Below are 17,589 nucleotides of genomic sequence, written 5' to 3'. Positions count from 1 at the left end.
CCTCGGCATTATGTTTTGCGCCCGTAGCTCAATTGGATAGAGCGTTTGACTACGGATCAAAAGGTTAGGGGTTCGACTCCTCTCGGGCGCGCCATGATCTATATGAAATCGGGAAGTAGCTCAGCTTGGTAGAGCACATGGTTTGGGACCATGGGGTCGCAGGTTCGAATCCTGTCTTCCCGACCATTCTTGGGGCCTTAGCTCAGCTGGGAGAGCGCCTGCTTTGCACGCAGGAGGTCAGCGGTTCGATCCCGCTAGGCTCCACTTGGTTTCAAAAAATATTTGGCGGTGTAGCTCAGCTGGCTAGAGCGTACGGTTCATACCCGTGAGGTCGGGGGTTCGATCCCCTCCGCCGCTACCAATGGACCTTTAGCTCAGTTGGTTAGAGCAGACGGCTCATAACCGTCCGGTCGTAGGTTCGAGTCCTACAAGGTCCACCACTATACGGAGGAATACCCAAGTCTGGCTGAAGGGATCGGTCTTGAAAACCGACAGGGGTGTCAAAGCCCGCGGGGGTTCGAATCCCTCTTCCTCCGCCATACATATTCCTAATCATCGCGGGGTGGAGCAGTTCGGTAGCTCGTCGGGCTCATAACCCGAAGGTCGCAGGTTCAAATCCTGCCCCCGCAACCAAATTTTAAAATGGTCCGGTAGTTCAGTTGGTTAGAATGCCTGCCTGTCACGCAGGAGGTCGCGGGTTCGAGTCCCGTCCGGACCGCCATTTAAATACTTAGGCTCGGTAGCTCAGTTGGTAGAGCAACGGACTGAAAATCCGTGTGTCGGCGGTTCGATTCCGTCCCGAGCCACCATTTATCAATATATTTTGGCGGTTGTGGCGAAGTGGTTAACGCACCAGATTGTGGCTCTGGCATTCGTGGGTTCGATTCCCATCAATCGCCCCAAATAAAAATTGCGGGTGTAGTTTAGTGGTAAAACCTCAGCCTTCCAAGCTGATGTCGTGGGTTCGATTCCCATCACCCGCTCCATTTCTATATCGTCATGGGCCTGTAGCTCAGCTGGTTAGAGCGCACGCCTGATAAGCGTGAGGTCGATGGTTCGAGTCCATTCAGGCCCACCATGACTTTTGTATTCCACAGTAGCTCAGTGGTAGAGCTATCGGCTGTTAACCGATCGGTCGCAGGTTCGAATCCTGCCTGTGGAGCCAAATGGAGAAGTACTCAAGTGGCTGAAGAGGCGCCCCTGCTAAGGGTGTAGGTCGTGTAAGCGGCGCGAGGGTTCAAATCCCTCCTTCTCCGCCATATGATTACAGATATCATAATTATCGGCCCGTTGGTCAAGCGGTTAAGACACCGCCCTTTCACGGCGGTAACACGGGTTCGAATCCCGTACGGGTCATCCAGAAGCCTTGCATATCCTGCAAGGTTTTTTTGTTTTCTAAATCATGATATGTCTTAGATTTTGTTCTTTATTTTAAAAACAGACTACAAAAATCTCCATATATTTCGTTTTTCTTCAGAAAATGAAGTTAATTGTCTATAAGTATAAGCGCTTTCAGGAAAGGGCTTTTTTTTATTTCTTCGAATAAATACTATAAATGAAAACTATGATGTCAGAAAGGATGATTACATGGCCGCTGCCAGCCCGACAGCACATGATGTTTATCTTTTTCACGAAGGCAGTCTGTTTAAAAGCTATCAGCTGTTTGGCTCGCATTACCGCGAGCTGAATGGCAAAAGCGGATATGAATTCTGTGTGTGGGCGCCTCATGCGTCGGAAGTACGAGTGGCTGGAGATTTTAACAGCTGGTCTGGAGAAGAGCATGTGATGCACAGAGTGAATGATAATGGCATTTGGACGTTATTTATTCCAGGTATAGGAGAAAAGGAACGATATAAATATGAAATCGTGACGAATAACGGTGAGATCAGGCTGAAGGCAGATCCATACGCTATTTATTCAGAAGTCAGACCAAACACAGCGTCACTTACTTACGATTTGGAAGGGTACAGCTGGCAAGATCAAAAATGGCAAAAGAAACAGAAGGCTAAGACGCTGTATGAAAAACCTGTTTTCATTTATGAACTGCATCTTGGGTCTTGGAAGAAGCATTCTGATGGCAGGCATTATTCCTATAAAGAATTAAGTCAGACGCTTATCCCTTATATCAAGGAGCATGGGTTTACCCATATTGAACTGCTTCCGGTGTATGAGCATCCATATGATCGTTCATGGGGGTACCAAGGAACGGGGTATTACAGCCCGACAAGCAGGTTTGGCCCGCCGCATGATCTGATGAAGTTTGTTGATGAATGTCATCAACAAAATATCGGAGTCATTTTGGATTGGGTCCCCGGACATTTTTGTAAAGATGCACATGGCCTTTATATGTTTGATGGAGAACCGCTTTATGAATACAAAGAAGAACGTGATCGGGAGAACTGGTTATGGGGCACGGCAAACTTTGACCTGGGGAAACCGGAAGTTCATAGTTTTTTAATTTCGAATGCGTTGTACTGGGCGGAATTCTATCATATAGATGGATTTAGGGTTGATGCAGTGGCTAATATCCTGTATTGGCCAAATCAGGATGAACGCCACACGAATCCATATGCTGTTGATTTTTTAAAAAAACTCAATCAAACCATGAGAGAGACATATCCCCATGTGATGATGATTGCAGAAGATTCTACAGAATGGCCTCAAGTGACAGGTGCCGTTGAGGAAGGAGGGCTTGGTTTTCATTATAAATGGAATATGGGATGGATGAATGACGTACTGAAATACATGGAGACGCCGCCCGAAGAAAGGCGGCATTGTCATCAGCTTATCTCTTTTTCATTACTGTATGCGTTTAGTGAGCATTTTGTATTGCCGTTTTCTCATGATGAAGTCGTATACGGAAAAAAATCACTTCTTAATAAAATGCCTGGCGACTACTGGCAGAAATTTGCCCAGTATCGGCTTTTGCTGGGCTATATGACAGTGCATCCCGGAAAGAAATTGATCTTTATGGGATCAGAGTTTGCCCAATTTGATGAATGGAAAGATACAGAACAGCTTGATTGGTTTTTGGACTCCTTCCCCATGCATCAGAAAGCCAGCGTTTTTACGCAAGATCTTCTCCGCTTTTACCAAAAAAGCAAAATCCTTTATGAGCATGACCATCGTGCACAATCGTTTGAATGGATTGATGTCCATAATGACGAACAATCAATCTTTTCTTTTATTCGTTATGGCAAAAAGCACGGTGAGGCGCTTGTCATCATTTGTAATTTTACACCCGTGGTCTATCATCAATATGATGTTGGAGTTCCTTTTTTTACTCAATACATTGAAGTGCTTAACAGTGACAGTGAAACATATGGAGGCTCAGGGCAAATCAACAAAAAGCCGTTATCGGCTAAAAAGGGAGCACTTCATCATAAACCGTGTTATATCACGATGACCATCCCCCCTTACGGCATCTCGATTTTACGGGCGGTTAAAAAAAGAGGAGAGATAAAAAGATGAAAAAACAATGTGTAGCCATGCTCCTTGCCGGCGGGAAGGGCAGCCGTCTCAGCGGATTAACAAAAAATATGGCCAAACCGGCTGTATCTTTCGGGGGAAAATACAGGATTATTGATTTTACCCTAAGCAACTGTTCTAATTCAGGCATAGACACAGTCGGGATTTTAACGCAATATCAGCCGCTTGAGCTGAATTCCTATATTGGGATCGGCAGTGCATGGGACCTGGATAGATATAATGGCGGCGTGACGGTTTTACCCCCTTATGCCGAGTCATCAGAAGTCAAATGGTATAAAGGGACGGCAAGCGCCATTTATGAAAATCTCAATTATTTGAATCAGTATGATCCTGAGTATGTACTGATTTTATCAGGAGATCACATATACAAAATGGACTACGGCAAAATGCTTGATTATCACATTGAAAAGAAAGCAGATGTGACCATCTCTGTCATCGAAGTGGGCTGGGAGGAGGCAAGCCGATTCGGCATCATGAAGGCCAATCCAGATGGGACGATCACACATTTTGATGAAAAGCCCAAATTCCCTAAGAGCAATCTTGCCTCAATGGGAATTTATATATTCAATTGGCCGCTTTTGAAACAGTATCTTGAGATGGACGATCAAAACCCTTATTCTAGCCACGACTTCGGCAAAGACATTATTCCTCTGCTTTTGGAGGAGAAAAAGAAGCTTTCTGCTTATCCGTTCAAGGGATATTGGAAGGATGTCGGAACGGTGCAGAGCTTGTGGGAAGCCAATATGGATTTGTTAAAAGAGGACTCGGAGCTGAAGCTGTTTGAACGCAAATGGAAAATTTACTCCGTCAATCCAAATCAGCCTCCGCAATTTATTTCATCTGATGCGCAGGTTCAAGATTCGCTTGTGAACGAAGGTTGTGTTGTATATGGAAATGTGTCTCACTCCGTTCTTTTTCAAGGTGTGACTGTTGGTAAGCATGCGACTGTTACATCATCCGTCATAATGCCGGATGTGACGATTGGGGAGCATGTAGTCATTGAAAATGCCATTGTTCCTAATGGGATGGTGCTGCCGGATGGCGCAGTGATTCGCTCCGAAAAAGACATTGAAGAGGTGCTGCTCGTTTCAGAGGAATTTGTAGAAAAAGAATTGATTTAATTACTGAAGAGGGGGCAGAGTCAGTGTTCAATAATCAAATGTTAGGTGTTATAGATGAAACCACATATAAGCATTCTCTTCAGGATTTAACAGCACAGCGGTCGCTCGGGGCGATCCCTTTTGCCGGCAGGTACCGACTGATTGATTTTATGCTTTCCAACATGGTGAATGCGGATATTAGGAGTGTTGCAATTTTTCCGAAGTATCGTTACCGTTCGCTCATGGATCACCTTGGGGCGGGTAAGGAATGGGATTTGCACCGGAAAAAGGACGGCCTCTTTTTTTTCCCGTCTCCCCATCTTCATCACGAATACGATGAATTCGGTTCCTTTCGCCAGTTTTCGGACCATCTAGATTACTTCCACAGAAGCACTCAGCAATATGCTGTAATCTCCAACAGCCATACCGTATGCAACATTCAATTTCAATATGTGCTGAAACGCCATCAGGAGGTTGGCTGCGACGTCACCGAGGTATTTCAGGACGGCCAGTCGCTGCAAATCTATATCATGTCAACAACGCTTTTAAAGGATCTGATCTACGGACATAGCGAAAAAGGCTATAAAACCATTCAGGAGGCTGTTGAAAAGGAATCTTCCGCCCTGACCATTTGCCCTTATGAATATTCAGGTTATGCCGCTGTCATTGATTCGGTGGAAAAATATTATACCCACAGTATGGAGCTCATTCAGCCTCGTTTTTGGCAGCAGGTGTTTTTGCCGCAACAGCCGATCTATACAAAAGTGAAGGATGAGCCGCCTACGAAATACGGAAAGCACAGCACTGTCAATAATTCTTTGGTGGCAAACGGCTGTGTGCTGGAAGGAGAGGTTGAAAACTGCATTTTGTTCAGGGCGGTCCATGTCGGAAAGGGAACGAAGCTGAAAAACTGTATTATTATGCAAAAAACGCAGATTGGAGAGGATTGTCTTCTTGAGCAGGTCATTTCGGATAAGGACGTTAAAATCGGCAAGGCGACGGAAGCTGCAGGAACAGCTGACCAGCCGCTTGTATTAAGAAAAGGTTTGGTGCAAGGAGAGCTGATGAATTCTTGAAGATATTATTTGCTGTGTCTGAATGCACCCCATTTGTTAAATCAGGAGGTCTTGCCGATGTAGCAGGCGCTCTTCCGAAGGCGCTTGCGCGATTAGGCAATGAAGTATATGTGATGCTGCCGAAGTACAGCCAAATACCTGAGCCGTGGAAAAAGCGTATGAAGAAAAAGGCTGAGTGCACCGTAGCTGTCGGCTGGCGTCAGCAATATTGCGGAATTGAACATATGGACGAAGATGATGTGAATTATTACTTCATCGACAATGAGTACTATTTCAACAGGGATTCGTTGTACGGGCATTATGATGACGGTGAGCGGTTTGCCTTTTTTTCAAGAGCTGTGCTGGAGGCTGCCAAAGTTGTGAATGTTCAAGCCGATATTGTTCATACTCACGATTGGCATACAGCGATGGTCAATTATTTGCTGAAAGAGGAGTACAGAAAACATCCTTTTTATGAACGGATGAAAAGCGTGCTCACGATCCACAACCTGCAGTTTCAAGGCATATTCCCTCCTGATGTCACACATGACTTGCTGGGTCTTGAGATGGATCATTTTCATTATGAAAGGTTAGAATGCAACGGATTTGTTAATTTTATGAAGGCGGGCATCATTGCGGCTGATCATGTGACAACTGTGAGCCCCACTTACAGAAATGAAATCATGACGCCGTATTATGGTGAGCAGCTGGAACAGGTTTTGCAATATAGGGAAGATGATGTAACCGGCATATTAAATGGCATTGATGATACGTTCTATCAGCCGAAAAGCGATCCTTATATAGAGGCGCAATACGATTCAGGGGATCTTGCATGCAAGCTGGAAAACAAAACGAAGCTTCAGCGGCGGATGGGGCTTCCAGAGAAAAACGATATTCCGCTGATCAGTATGGTGACAAGGCTCACTAAACAAAAGGGGCTTGATCTTGTCCGCAGAATTATGCACGAACTTCTTGAGGAGCAAGACATACAGCTGGTTGTGCTAGGCACAGGAGAACGTGAATTTGAAGATTATTTCCGGTATGCAGAATTTGCTTTTCATGAGAAGTGCCGGGCTTATATCGGGTTTGATGAGCCGCTAGCCCATCAAATTTATGCGGGCTCTGATATGTTTTTGATGCCGTCGAAATTTGAGCCGTGCGGTTTGGGGCAGCTCATTGCTCTTCAATATGGCGCCATTCCGATTGTCAGGGAAACGGGCGGTCTTTACGACACTGTCCGTGCCTATCAGGAGGAAGAGGGAACGGGCAATGGCTTTACGTTTTCCGCCTTTAATGCGCATGATCTGAAATTTACGATAGAAAGGGCGCTGTCGTTTTATCGCCAACAGGATGTATGGAAGAGCATCGTGAAGACCGCTATGAATGCAGATTACAGCTGGGGGAAGTCGGCTAAAGAGTATCAGCGTATTTTCGAGCAGGTGACAAGGAGTGGACGGGATGTTCTCGAGTAAAGAACGCTTTGCAGACTTATTTTTAAAGCGTCTGGAAATGACGTGCGGAAAAAGCTTTAAAGATTCTGCCAAGCTGGATCAATATAAAACGTTGGGCAATATGGTCAGAGAGTATATCAGCGCTGATTGGATCGAAACGAATGAAAAAAGCAGATCAAATTCCGGGAAGCAGACATATTATTTATCAATCGAATTTCTGCTCGGTCAGCTCCTTGAGCAAAACTTAATGAATCTTGGTGTTCGTGATGTTGTAGAAGCTGGTTTAAAGGAAATCGGCATCAATTTAGAGGAGATCCTTCAGATAGAGAACGATGCAGGTCTCGGCAATGGCGGACTTGGCCGCTTGGCCGCTTGCTTTTTAGATTCGCTTGCTTCGTTGAACCTGCCTGGGCACGGCATGGGCATACGTTATAAGCATGGTTTGTTTGAGCAAAAAATTGTAGACGGGCATCAGGTGGAGCTGCCTGAGCAATGGCTGAAAAACGGGAACGTATGGGAAGTAAGGAATGCGGATCAAGCAGTGGACGTGCCGTTTTGGGGCGAAGTCCATATGACAGAAAAAAGCGGGCGCCTGCATTTTCGCCACGAACAAGCGACAATTGTTACCGCTGTTCCTTATGATATCCCGATCATCGGCTATGAAACGGGCACTGTCAACACGTTAAGGCTTTGGAACGCCGAGCCCTATGCGCATTATCACGGCGGTAATATTTTGTCTTATAAGCGGGAAACAGAAGCGGTTTCTGAATTCTTATATCCCGATGACACCCATGATGAGGGGAAAATTTTACGGCTGAAGCAGCAGTATTTTTTAGTATGCGCAAGCTTAAAAAGCATTGTGAACAATTACCGTAAAACACATAAATCTTTATCCGGCCTGCATAAAAAAGTGAGCATTCATATTAATGACACTCACCCTGCGCTTGCGGTGCCTGAGCTGATGCGGATTTTGCTCGATGAAGAGAACATGGGCTGGGAAGAAGCTTGGCATATCACTGTACATACGATTTCTTATACAAATCATACAACATTGTCAGAAGCGCTCGAGAAATGGCCGATTCATTTGTTTAAGCCGCTGCTCCCGCGAATGTACATGATTATTGAAGAGATCAATGAGAGGTTTTGCCGCGCAGTTTGGGAAAAGTATCCGGGAGACTGGAAAAGGATAGAGAACATGGCGATTACAGCGCATGGTGTTGTCAAAATGGCTCATCTGGCCATAGTAGGCAGCTACAGTGTAAATGGCGTTGCAAAAATACATTCCGATATATTAAAGGAAAGGGAGATGCGCGACTTTCACTTGCTGTTTCCGAATCGTTTTAACAATAAGACGAATGGAATTGCCCACAGGCGCTGGCTGTTAAAAGCGAATCCAGGCTTGTCTGCCATCATTACAGAGGCGATCGGCGATGAATGGGTCAAACAGCCGGAATCACTGATCCGTTTAGAACCGTACGCCACTGATCCTGCATTTATTGAACAGTTTCAAAACAACAAAAGCAAGAAAAAACAAGAGCTTGCCGATTTGATTTTTTGCACGGCCGGGGTGGTTGTGAACCCTGAGAGCATATTCGACGTACAGGTGAAACGGCTTCATGCATATAAACGGCAGCTGCTGAATGTTCTTCACATTATGTATTTGTATAACCGCCTCAAGGAGGATTCGGGGTTTTCAATCTACCCGCAAACTTTTATTTTCGGGGCAAAGGCTTCACCAAGCTATTATTATGCCAAGAAAATCATTAAGCTGATCCATTCTGTCGCAGAAAAAGTCAATTATGATCCGGCGGTCAAACAGCTGATCAAAGTTGTTTTTTTAGAAAATTATAGAGTTTCTATGGCTGAGCGAATTTTTCCGGCATCAGACGTAAGTGAGCAAATTTCAACCGCAAGCAAGGAAGCGTCTGGTACAGGGAATATGAAGTTTATGATGAACGGGGCTTTGACGATCGGCACGCATGACGGAGCAAATATCGAGATCCTTGAGCGGGTGGGCCCTGACTGTATTTATACGTTCGGCTTAAAGGCGGATGAGGTTCTATCGTATCAGGAAAACGGCGGCTATAGATCCAGGGAATATTATCAGCATGACAGGAGAATCAGGCAGGTAGCGGATCAGCTGATCAATGGTTTTTTTGAAGGAGAAGCAGATGAATTTGAATCGATCTTTGACTCGCTGCTTCCGCATAATGATGAGTATTTTGTGCTGAAGGATTTCAGCTCATATGCAGATGCACAGGAGCGAATTCAAGCTGATTATCGAGAGCGAAGGAAATGGTCTGAGCGTTCGATTGTAAACATTGCTCATTCAGGATATTTCTCCAGCGACCGCACAATCCGGGAATATGCGAAGGACATTTGGGGCATCAAGCCGATGATGTGAAAAAGCCGCTGTATAAGCGGCTTTTTTTATTCACAGATTCATTGAATTGATTGTAAAGGATAAGAACGTCGCAAATGCACTCCATAAAAAATAAGGCAAAAGAAGATAGCTTGCGGTTCTGCTGTATTTTTTGGCAATGATCAGTAATACGATTGCTGTGATGGCGACAAGCAGGCAGTCAAGCGATGCAGCCAGCAGATTTTTTTGCGTAAACTGGAAATAGCTGAAGGCTTGATTGAGCACGTAATTTATCAAAAGTGTAAACCAAAAGCTTTTCGCACCTTTAAATGAAAACGCAGCATATACAATGGCTGCTGAAAGGGAAATCAGGGCAAACAGGATGGCCCAAATGATGCCGATCGCAGTTCCGCTTGGCGTCCAGTCCGGTTTTTTCAATGAATTGTACCATTCTTGGTCCACAGGAAACAGGTAGCCCGCGGCTGAAAACAGCGCATATGTAATCACAAAAACCGCTATGGCGCCGAAAATCTTTTTCATGTTTGTACCCTCCGTATGTATTTATTTTACATTTACACTTACCCTTTAGCTTATAAAGATCAAACCCCCGATATGCGGGGGAAATGATGGGGTTAAATCAGCTGCTGCAATGCGTTTGATTTAATGCGTTCATATTCAAAAGCTGATTCTAATTCTTCCTTCGGTAAAGCAGACTTGCGGACGTATTTTTCGCGAATGACATCGTAAAGCTCATAAGGAAACAGCATATCTATAAACATGACTTGTTTTTGTTCTTCAGTTAATGGGGCTCTGGATTCGTATGCGTTCAGCATGACATGAAATGTCTCGTCATCCCAAACACCCGTCGTATCCAAAAGCGGAATAATCATTTTGCGCAAATCGCGAATAGGCAGATCAAATGATACGGTATCTAAGTCGATGACCCAAATCTGTTCATTTTCTCCTAAGAGTGTATTCCCGGTTCCGTAATCCTGGTGGCAAAGGTTAGGGCTTTTTTTCAGCTGTTCAGTCCATGGAACATAGGTCGATTGCAAAAGCCGGTCTTTGATGCGCAGCCCGTCTTCAATAAAGCCATCTATCTCCTGAAGATAAAGCTGTGAGAAAGGATCTTCTTTTTCCGCCTCCGCCATCAGCTTCCACGTTTCCATCTGTTTGCATCGTTTCGTGTAGTGATTCGGCCAGCGACCTAATTTGGTAAATATGGGAACGCCATTTGGCGGCTGATATCCGACGGAAGCTGTATGAAAATCAGCAAGGCCTTTCATGATAAACTCCAAGTCCTGCTTTACAGTCAGCTCAAACGGTCTTCCTTCGATCCAGTCATATACGACAAATAGAAATGAGCCGTGCTTAGAATATAGGCTACCTTTTTTGTTTGGGAGTATGCCAGGAACATTCATGCCTTTTTTTGCTAAATAGTCCTGCGCGAAAATGGAAAACAACGCTTTCTTTTCTGGCCTGTGTATTCGTTTTAGACAAACCGCGCCGGAGTCTGTGTGGACCTTCCAGACAAGCGCCATCTGGTTTCCCTGAATGACGTCTATTTTTTCAGCCTGCACATCCCATCCTTGAAGCACATTTTCAGCCAGCTCCGTTAATTTTTTTGCATCTTCTGCTGATAAAGGAAGCTCTGATGAATTCCCCTCCTCAATGACTTCATGGTTTTCTGCCATTAAAGGACACATCCTTACCTGTTTTACTCCTACCTTATGAATCAAAAGGAAAAAATGATTGAGTTATTTGACTATATTTAATAGATGAATCTGGTTGTTTACCCGTTTTGTTTTTAGGGCAGTCCCATTCCGCACAAGTTGGTTGTTCAGCCGTATCATGATTCTAACTAGTTAAAAATCATGCAGGAATGGAGGCTATGTATGAAAATAGCACTGATCGCCACAGAGAAGCTTCCTGTCCCATCGGTTCGAGGAGGCGCCATTCAAATCTACCTCGAAGCGGTTGCCCCTTTAATTGCAAAAAAACATGAGGTGACTGTGTTTTCTATTAAAGATCCGAATCTCGCTGATAGAGAGAAGGTAGACGGTGTCCATTATGTGCATTTGGATGAAGACCGTTATGAAGAAGCCGTTGGAGCAGAGCTGAAAAAGAGCCGTTTTGATCTTGTGCATGTTTGTAATCGCCCAAGCTGGGTTCCGAAATTGAAGAAACAGGCGCCGGATGCTGTTTTTATTTTAAGCGTTCACAATGAAATGTTCGCTTACGATAAAATCAGCCAGGCGGAAGGCGAGATTTGCATCGACTCCGTAGCGCAGATTGTTACGGTCAGCGATTATATCGGACAGACGATCACAAGCCGTTTTCCGTCAGCACGATCAAAAACAAAAACGGTGTATTCCGGTGTGGATTTAAAAACGTACCACCCTCGCTGGACGAATGAAGGGCAGCGAGCTCGCGAAGAGATGCGAAGCGAGCTGGGGCTTCACGGCAAAAAAATCGTCTTGTTTGTCGGCCGGCTTAGCAAAGTCAAAGGCCCGCACATATTATTGCAGGCTTTGCCGGACATCATTGAGGAGCACCCCGATGTCATGATGGTGTTTATCGGGTCAAAATGGTTCGGAGATAATGAATTAAATAACTATGTCAAACATCTTCATACCCTTGGTGCGATGCAAAAGGATCATGTCACATTTATTCAATTTGTGAAGCCAAAGGACATTCCGCGCCTTTATACCATGTCAGATGTATTTGTATGCTCTTCGCAATGGCAGGAGCCTTTAGCAAGGGTGCATTATGAAGCGATGGCTGCGGGACTTCCTATTATTACAAGCAATCGGGGAGGCAATCCAGAGGTCATAGAGGAAGGGAAAAACGGCTACATCATTCATGACTTTGAAAATCCTAAACAATATGCCGAACATATCAATGATTTGCTGAGCAGCTCAGAAAAGCGGGAACGGCTTGGGAAATACAGCCGCCGTGAGGCAGAAAGCAATTTCGGCTGGCAGAGGGTGGCTGAAAATCTGCTCAGCGTCTATGAAAAGAACAGATAGAAGGGGTGAACAGAGTGTACCAAAAAGAGCATGAAGAACAGATTGTGTCCGAAATTCTCAGCTATTATCCTTTTCATATTGACAATGTGGCGCTGAAATCGAACAAAAGCGGACGCAAAGTCTGGGAAGTCGAAACTGATCATGGCCCAAAGCTGCTAAAAGAAGCGCAAATGAAACCGGAGCGGATGCTTTTTATCACTCAGGCACACGCCCATTTACAAGAGAAAGGGCTGCCGATAGCGCCGATTCATCAAACAAAAAATGGCGGGAGCTGCTTGGGCACGGATCAGGTTTCTTACAGCTTATATGACAAAGTGACAGGAAAAGAAATGATTTACTATGATGCAGAGCAAATGAAAAAAGTCATGTCATTTGCCGGCCATTTTCATCATGCCTCAAAAGGATATGTTTGCACAGATGAAAGCAAGAAGAGAAGCAGGCTGGGAAAATGGCACAAATTGTACCGATGGAAGCTGCAGGAACTTGAAGGGAATATGCAGATCGCGGCATCCTATCCTGATGACGTATTTTCGCAAACTTTCTTAAAACATGCTGATAAAATGCTGGCAAGAGGAAAAGAAGCTCTTCAGGCGCTTGATGACTCAGAATACGAAACCTGGACAAAAGAAACGCTCGAGCATGGCGGATTCTGTTTTCAGGATTTTACATTGGCACGTTTGACAGAGATCGAAGGGGAGCCTTTTTTAAAGGAGCTTCACTCGATTACCTACGATTTGCCGTCAAGAGACCTTCGTATTCTGCTGAATAAAGTGATGGTTAAGCTTTCTGTATGGGATACTGATTTCATGGTTGCACTGCTTGCGTCCTACGACGCAGTGTATCCACTCACAGAAAAACAGTACGAGGTACTTTGGATTGATCTCGCGTTTCCGCATTTGTTCTGTGCAATCGGGCACAAATATTATTTGAAGCAAAAGAAAACGTGGTCAGATGAGAAGTATAACTGGGCGCTGCAAAACATGATTTCTGTTGAAGAATCTAAAGATTCGTTTTTGGATAAACTGCCGGAACTGTATAAAAAGATAAAAGCGTATCGGGAGGCGAATTGACATGAGGTCATCGAGACAAAAAGCCTCTATTTCTAAACTGGATCTCGACCAATTCGTATTTACACCGCCTGGACCGATGGGATGGCAGGCTCATGACTCAATCTCAGCTGAGAAGGGAGAAGAGGAGAAGCATTTAGATGTGGGCAGCATTCGAGAGCTCCCTCACATCAATGCACCGAAAGAATATCAAGAAGAAACGAAGGAAAAGGAAACAGATCACAAAATCGTCGATGATGAAGAAGAAACGAAATTCGAAACCATTCTAGAGCCTGAGGAGGAACGTGATTCGAAACGCTCAGCGCCCCCATATGTAGAAGAAGAGGAGGAAGATGAAGAACCAGACTTAGCGGAGGAAGCTAGAGTGGAAATCATCATTCTTCCAAGTGAATCTAAACCAGCTCCATGGTTTTCTCAAACCGTAAAGCGCAAGGCATAAAGTCATATTTATGCCTTTTTTCATGTTCTCTGCAGCAAAAAAACAGCCCGTTTTGCAACACGAGCTGTAGGTTTTATGTTTTTGCTTTCACAAAAAGCTGATTGATAGATGATAAATCAAAATTTTGCGTCAGAAAAGGCGGCGGAAATTGTTTGTTTTTCGGAGTGAGAACGGATTGGTAAACAGTATTGAGCCTTTTGGCCGCATGGGTAAAGGTAAATAAAGCTTCTACATGCTGTCGGGCGTTTTTTGTCATTTTGCTCATTAATTCTTGATCTGTAAAGGCTCTGTCAATTGCTTTTGCAAATGAAGAAGGTTTGTTGTATCTGTCGATGACAAGGCCGGTGACTTCGTCTTTTACGACTTCTCCGTTTCCGCCCCGGTTTGTGGTAATTAAGGGCGTGCCGGCCGCCATTGCTTCATAATTCACACGGGCGAGGGGTTCGTTCCACTGAGAGCTGCACACAAATACATCTGCCATCAGAAAAAGGTTTGGGATGTCGTCAGCGGGAATGAATTTTGTAAAAATTATGTGGTCTCTGTATGGCAGCGCCAGCGTACGCAGATAGGTTACATATTGGTTTTCGCTGTCATCGCTGAACCACTTCCCGCCTGCTATGACCAGTACTGCATCAGGGTGCTGCTGCAAAATCCTTCTCATGCTGTGAATGAGAAGGTGAGGTCCTTTTGTCGGGCTTAAGCGGCCGGCGAATAAAATAACTTTTTTATCTTCAATACCGTATTTTTTCCGGTATGTTTTTCTGACAGCCGAGCCTTTCATCGTCCAGACGGGCGGATAAGAGTTTAAATCAACGCCGGAGTACACAACTTTTGTGATGTCCTCAGCTTCAGGAAAACGTTCAATGACGGTTTGTTTAATAAATTCGCTCACAGTTGTGATCATGGAGACATTGTCGAGTACTTCTTTTCCTTGCGCGAAGGTCATCTTTTTTTCAGAAAACATTTCGTTATGCAGGCTCAGAACGATCTTGCTGTTTGGTGAGGCTTTTTTATATAAAGAGACATTTAAAGGCCTGTTGAACACATGAATGAGGTCAAAGGAAGAGGCTCGCAGCTCATCGGCTACCGCCTCGCGGTAATGTTCTTTTGGCAGATGGATATAATGTACGCCGTCTTTTGTTTCTCTTTTTGGAAGCGCTGGATCTTCTATTGAAAAAATGGTCAGGTCGTACCTGCTGCTGAAATAGGGCGTGACACCGTCAATCATCATTTGAATAGCGCCGCCGCGTACTGCGGGCGCCGGCAGCTTTTCTGTACAGATAAAGGCAAGCTTCATTTTTATTCCCCCTGATACAGCGACGATAAATAGGCGATTTCGTTGGTCAAGCCATCCTTTAAGGATGTGGCGGGATCATAATGCAAGAGCTGCTTTGCTTTTGAAATATCCGCCCACGTGTTGCGCGGTTCCCCTGCTATTTTGTCCGAAAAGTGCAGTGTTGCTTTTCTACCGGAAATATCCTCAATGAGGGAGACAACCTTTAAGACTGAGGCACGCTCAGCACCGCCGATATTTACTGTTTCACCAATAAGGTGGGGTTTCTCAAGAACAGCGGTGATGCCTTTGACACAGTCGCTGATATAAGTGAAATCTCTTGACTGCTGCCCATCACCGAAGATGGTAAGCGGCTTTTGCTGAAGGTGCTGCTTAATGAGCCGGTGAAAAGCCATATCCGGCCGCTGTCTTGGCCCGTATACGGTAAAAAAACGGAGAATCACAATTGGAATGTCAAAGCTTTGTTGATACACATGGCAAAGCTTTTCTCCCGTAAGCTTTGTTACCCCGTACGGAGATAAAGGAGAAAGCGACGTGTTTTCGCTGACTTTTCCTTGTTTTTCACCATAGACGGAAGAGGTGGATGCAAAGACGAACGTTTGAATAGAATGTTCCCGGCACGCCTCGAGGAGCCTTTGGAGCGCTTGGATATTATGTGCGGCATATGGGTGAAAATGACTGCCCCAGCTTGAGCGGACACCCGGTATGGCCGCCAAATGAAAGATGACGTCCACTCCTTCCAGTAAGGGAGCAAGATCCGCTGTCAGCAGATTTTCCTTTATGAACGTAAATCGCTTTTCCGGCAGCAGGTTTTTAAGGTTTTTTAATTTCAAGGAAAATGGAGTAGGACCGATAAAGTCATCGATTCCGATAACGTTATGTTTCTTATCTTTTAGTAATTCTTCGCAGAGGTGGGAGCCGATAAAGCCCGCTGCTCCTGTGACTAGTATTTTCATGGACGGCCAACTCCCGTACAGATCAGGCCGCAAGCCTCGATCAGTTCTTTTTTTAATACGTTGCGTCCGTCAATCACAAGACGCCCTTTCATGATGCCTGCAGCCTTTTTCCAATCAAACGCTAAAAACTCGGGCCATTCTGTCGCCAAAAATAAAAAGTCGCTTTCTTCGATCGCATCAAAAGCTTGAGAATGCTGAGTTACATGCTGCCGCAAATGTTCTGGAAGTACAGCTTCAGGATCATATGCATGAACATCACATCCCAGCTCCGCCAGCCTTTCCATCAGTCTGACAGCCTGAGAATTCCTAATGTCATCGGTATTCGGTTTGAAGGAAATGCCGAGTACAGCCGCTTTCTTGCCTTGAAGTGTTTCGAAGAATGACTGTATTTTTTTGATATACAGGCCGAGCTGGGTGTCATTAATGTGCTGCACGGCTTGGAGCAGGAAGGTCTCCGTGTTTTTTTCCTGGGCAGCAAATTGCAGCGCCTGCAGATCCTTTGGAAAACAAGAGCCTCCGTATCCGATGCCTGCCTGCAAAAAGTGCTTCCCGATCCTTGGGTCTAGACCGATAGCGCGGGAAATATCTGAGATATCTGATTGATAGGCTTCACATATGCGGGCCATTTCGTTAATGAACGAAATTTTGGCAGCTAAAAAGAAATTGTTGGCATATTTGATCAGCTCTGCTCCCGCTAAGCTTGTAACGATAAAAGGGGTATCAATGTGTTTGTAAATGGATTTGACGATGGCTGCCGATACGTGATCTTCTTCCTGAACACCGATGACTGTTTTGTCAGGATGCAGCATGTCATATAAGGCATTGCCTTCCCGCAGAAACTCCGGATTGGATACGATATTAAAGAGGTTTTTAGACACTCCGGAGGCAATCAGCTGTTTTGCTATGTTTTCATTTGTCCCGGGCGGAACAGTGCTTTTCGTAATGATGGTTTTATACGATCGGATTGCCTCTCTTAAATCACCGATGACGGACTGCAGGGCTTTCGTATCAGCTGATCCGTCCGAACGCGGCGGGGTTCCGACTGCGATAAAAATAACGGGACATTCCTCCATGCTCGATTTCACTTCAGAAGAAAACGAGAGATTGCCGCAACGAAGTATTGCATCTGAAAGCCCAGGCTCGTAAAAGGGAATGACTCCTTTTTTCAGCTGCCCGATTTTTTTGACGTCTTTGTCTGTGCATATCATGTCATGTCCGATGGATGCCAGTGCCGCTGATAGGGTTAAACCGACATACCCGGCGCCAACCACACAAATTTTCATCACCTGAGCTCCTTTACAAGATTACTGGTCATATATCAATATCCTATTAAAAAAGGGCTGGTTC

Annotated in this window: 13 protein-coding genes and 15 tRNA genes; 23 read left to right on the top strand and 5 right to left on the bottom strand. The window is 45.0% G+C overall.

Annotated features, from left to right (window positions below; all coding sequences use genetic code 11):
- Nucleotides 1-17 precede the first annotated feature (17 nt).
- The 20 genes from FB592_RS16320 (at nucleotide 18) to glgP (ending at nucleotide 9,499) form a co-directional block, all read left to right on the top strand.
- Nucleotides 18-94: transfer RNA gene (locus FB592_RS16320), tRNA-Arg, on the top strand.
- A gap of 15 nt (nucleotides 95-109) precedes the next feature.
- Nucleotides 110-186, top strand: a tRNA-Pro gene (locus tag FB592_RS16315).
- Nucleotides 187-191: 5 nt separating this feature from the next.
- Nucleotides 192-264, top strand: a tRNA-Ala gene (locus FB592_RS16310).
- Nucleotides 265-284: 20 nt separating this feature from the next.
- Nucleotides 285-361 (top strand) — tRNA-Met (locus FB592_RS16305).
- Between the two features lie 2 nt (nucleotides 362-363).
- Nucleotides 364-440, top strand: a tRNA-Ile gene (locus FB592_RS16300).
- A 6-nt stretch (nucleotides 441-446) separates the two neighbouring features.
- Nucleotides 447-539: transfer RNA gene (locus FB592_RS16295), tRNA-Ser, on the top strand.
- A 17-nt stretch (nucleotides 540-556) separates the two neighbouring features.
- Nucleotides 557-633: transfer RNA gene (locus tag FB592_RS16290), tRNA-Met, on the top strand.
- A gap of 11 nt (nucleotides 634-644) precedes the next feature.
- Nucleotides 645-721: transfer RNA gene (locus tag FB592_RS16285), tRNA-Asp, on the top strand.
- Nucleotides 722-733: 12 nt separating this feature from the next.
- Nucleotides 734-809: transfer RNA gene (locus FB592_RS16280), tRNA-Phe, on the top strand.
- Nucleotides 810-826: 17 nt separating this feature from the next.
- Nucleotides 827-902 (top strand) — tRNA-His (locus FB592_RS16275).
- 10 nt (nucleotides 903-912) lie between these two features.
- Nucleotides 913-986, top strand: a tRNA-Gly gene (locus FB592_RS16270).
- A 15-nt stretch (nucleotides 987-1,001) separates the two neighbouring features.
- Nucleotides 1,002-1,078, top strand: a tRNA-Ile gene (locus FB592_RS16265).
- 12 nt (nucleotides 1,079-1,090) lie between these two features.
- Nucleotides 1,091-1,165: transfer RNA gene (locus tag FB592_RS16260), tRNA-Asn, on the top strand.
- A 3-nt stretch (nucleotides 1,166-1,168) separates the two neighbouring features.
- Nucleotides 1,169-1,259: transfer RNA gene (locus FB592_RS16255), tRNA-Ser, on the top strand.
- Nucleotides 1,260-1,284: 25 nt separating this feature from the next.
- A tRNA-Glu gene (locus FB592_RS16250) sits at nucleotides 1,285-1,356 on the top strand.
- Nucleotides 1,357-1,587: 231 nt separating this feature from the next.
- Nucleotides 1,588-3,471, top strand: a complete 1,884-nt coding sequence (gene glgB, locus FB592_RS16245; protein WP_116316178.1) for a 1,4-alpha-glucan branching enzyme — start codon at nucleotides 1,588-1,590, stop codon at nucleotides 3,469-3,471.
- Nucleotides 3,468-4,610, top strand: coding sequence for a glucose-1-phosphate adenylyltransferase (locus FB592_RS16240; protein ID WP_042977500.1), 1,143 nt, complete (start codon nucleotides 3,468-3,470; stop codon nucleotides 4,608-4,610). Before glgB ends, FB592_RS16240 begins: the two co-directional genes overlap by 4 nt.
- A 23-nt stretch (nucleotides 4,611-4,633) precedes the next feature.
- Nucleotides 4,634-5,665: a glucose-1-phosphate adenylyltransferase subunit GlgD gene (gene glgD / locus FB592_RS16235; protein ID WP_141949796.1), complete on the top strand. Its 1,032-nt coding sequence runs from the start codon at nucleotides 4,634-4,636 to the stop codon at nucleotides 5,663-5,665.
- Nucleotides 5,662-7,116 carry a glycogen synthase GlgA gene (gene glgA / locus FB592_RS16230; RefSeq protein ID WP_021480379.1) on the top strand — a complete coding sequence of 485 codons (1,455 nt, stop codon included), beginning with the start codon at nucleotides 5,662-5,664 and terminating at the stop codon, nucleotides 7,114-7,116. Before glgD ends, glgA begins: the two co-directional genes overlap by 4 nt.
- The gene (gene glgP / locus FB592_RS16225) at nucleotides 7,103-9,499 is read left to right on the top strand and encodes a glycogen phosphorylase GlgP (protein ID WP_032722378.1); all 2,397 of its coding nucleotides are present in this window, start codon (nucleotides 7,103-7,105) and stop codon (nucleotides 9,497-9,499) included. Before glgA ends, glgP begins: the two co-directional genes overlap by 14 nt.
- 30 nt (nucleotides 9,500-9,529) lie before the next feature.
- On the opposite strand, the gene FB592_RS16220 is transcribed toward glgP, so the two are convergent.
- Nucleotides 9,530-9,997 (bottom strand): TspO/MBR family protein, encoded by a 468-nt coding sequence (locus FB592_RS16220; RefSeq protein WP_041851138.1) that lies wholly within the window; start codon nucleotides 9,995-9,997, stop codon nucleotides 9,530-9,532.
- Between the two features lie 92 nt (nucleotides 9,998-10,089).
- Nucleotides 10,090-11,163: a spore coat kinase CotI gene (cotI, locus tag FB592_RS16215; RefSeq protein WP_072175886.1), complete on the bottom strand. Its 1,074-nt coding sequence runs from the start codon at nucleotides 11,161-11,163 to the stop codon at nucleotides 10,090-10,092.
- Between the two features lie 189 nt (nucleotides 11,164-11,352).
- On the opposite strand from cotI, the gene cotSA reads away from it, so the two are divergent.
- Genes cotSA through FB592_RS16200 form a run of 3 tightly spaced genes read left to right on the top strand, consistent with a single transcriptional unit; the run spans nucleotide 11,353 to nucleotide 13,992 of the window.
- A complete protein-coding gene (gene cotSA / locus FB592_RS16210; protein WP_015714584.1) occupies nucleotides 11,353-12,486 on the top strand; it encodes a spore coat protein CotSA in 1,134 nt (377 codons plus the stop codon).
- A gap of 14 nt (nucleotides 12,487-12,500) precedes the next feature.
- Nucleotides 12,501-13,556: a spore coat putative kinase CotS gene (gene cotS / locus FB592_RS16205; RefSeq protein WP_103803295.1), complete on the top strand. Its 1,056-nt coding sequence runs from the start codon at nucleotides 12,501-12,503 to the stop codon at nucleotides 13,554-13,556.
- Nucleotide 13,557: 1 nt separating this feature from the next.
- A complete protein-coding gene (locus FB592_RS16200; RefSeq protein ID WP_141949793.1) occupies nucleotides 13,558-13,992 on the top strand; it encodes a hypothetical protein in 435 nt (144 codons plus the stop codon).
- A gap of 73 nt (nucleotides 13,993-14,065) precedes the next feature.
- Here FB592_RS16200 and FB592_RS16195 read toward each other — a convergent pair whose 3' ends face one another.
- From FB592_RS16195 to FB592_RS16185, 3 genes are read right to left on the bottom strand one after another with little or no spacing between them, the layout of a single operon-like run.
- Entirely contained in the window at nucleotides 14,066-15,289 is a 1,224-nt protein-coding gene (locus tag FB592_RS16195; RefSeq protein ID WP_141949791.1) for a glycosyltransferase family 4 protein, read from the bottom strand.
- Between the two features lie 2 nt (nucleotides 15,290-15,291).
- The gene (locus tag FB592_RS16190; protein ID WP_032726473.1) at nucleotides 15,292-16,242 is read right to left on the bottom strand and encodes an NAD-dependent epimerase/dehydratase family protein; all 951 of its coding nucleotides are present in this window, start codon (nucleotides 16,240-16,242) and stop codon (nucleotides 15,292-15,294) included.
- The gene (locus FB592_RS16185) at nucleotides 16,239-17,525 is read right to left on the bottom strand and encodes a UDP-glucose dehydrogenase family protein (RefSeq protein ID WP_021480371.1); all 1,287 of its coding nucleotides are present in this window, start codon (nucleotides 17,523-17,525) and stop codon (nucleotides 16,239-16,241) included. Before FB592_RS16185 ends, FB592_RS16190 begins: the two co-directional genes overlap by 4 nt.
- Nucleotides 17,526-17,589: the final 64 nt, after the last annotated feature.

The sequence above is a fragment of the Bacillus sp. SJZ110 genome, assembly GCF_006715455.1.
Lineage (GTDB): Bacteria > Bacillota > Bacilli > Bacillales > Bacillaceae > Bacillus > Bacillus subtilis.
This window is presented reverse-complemented; position numbering and strand designations above follow the sequence as displayed.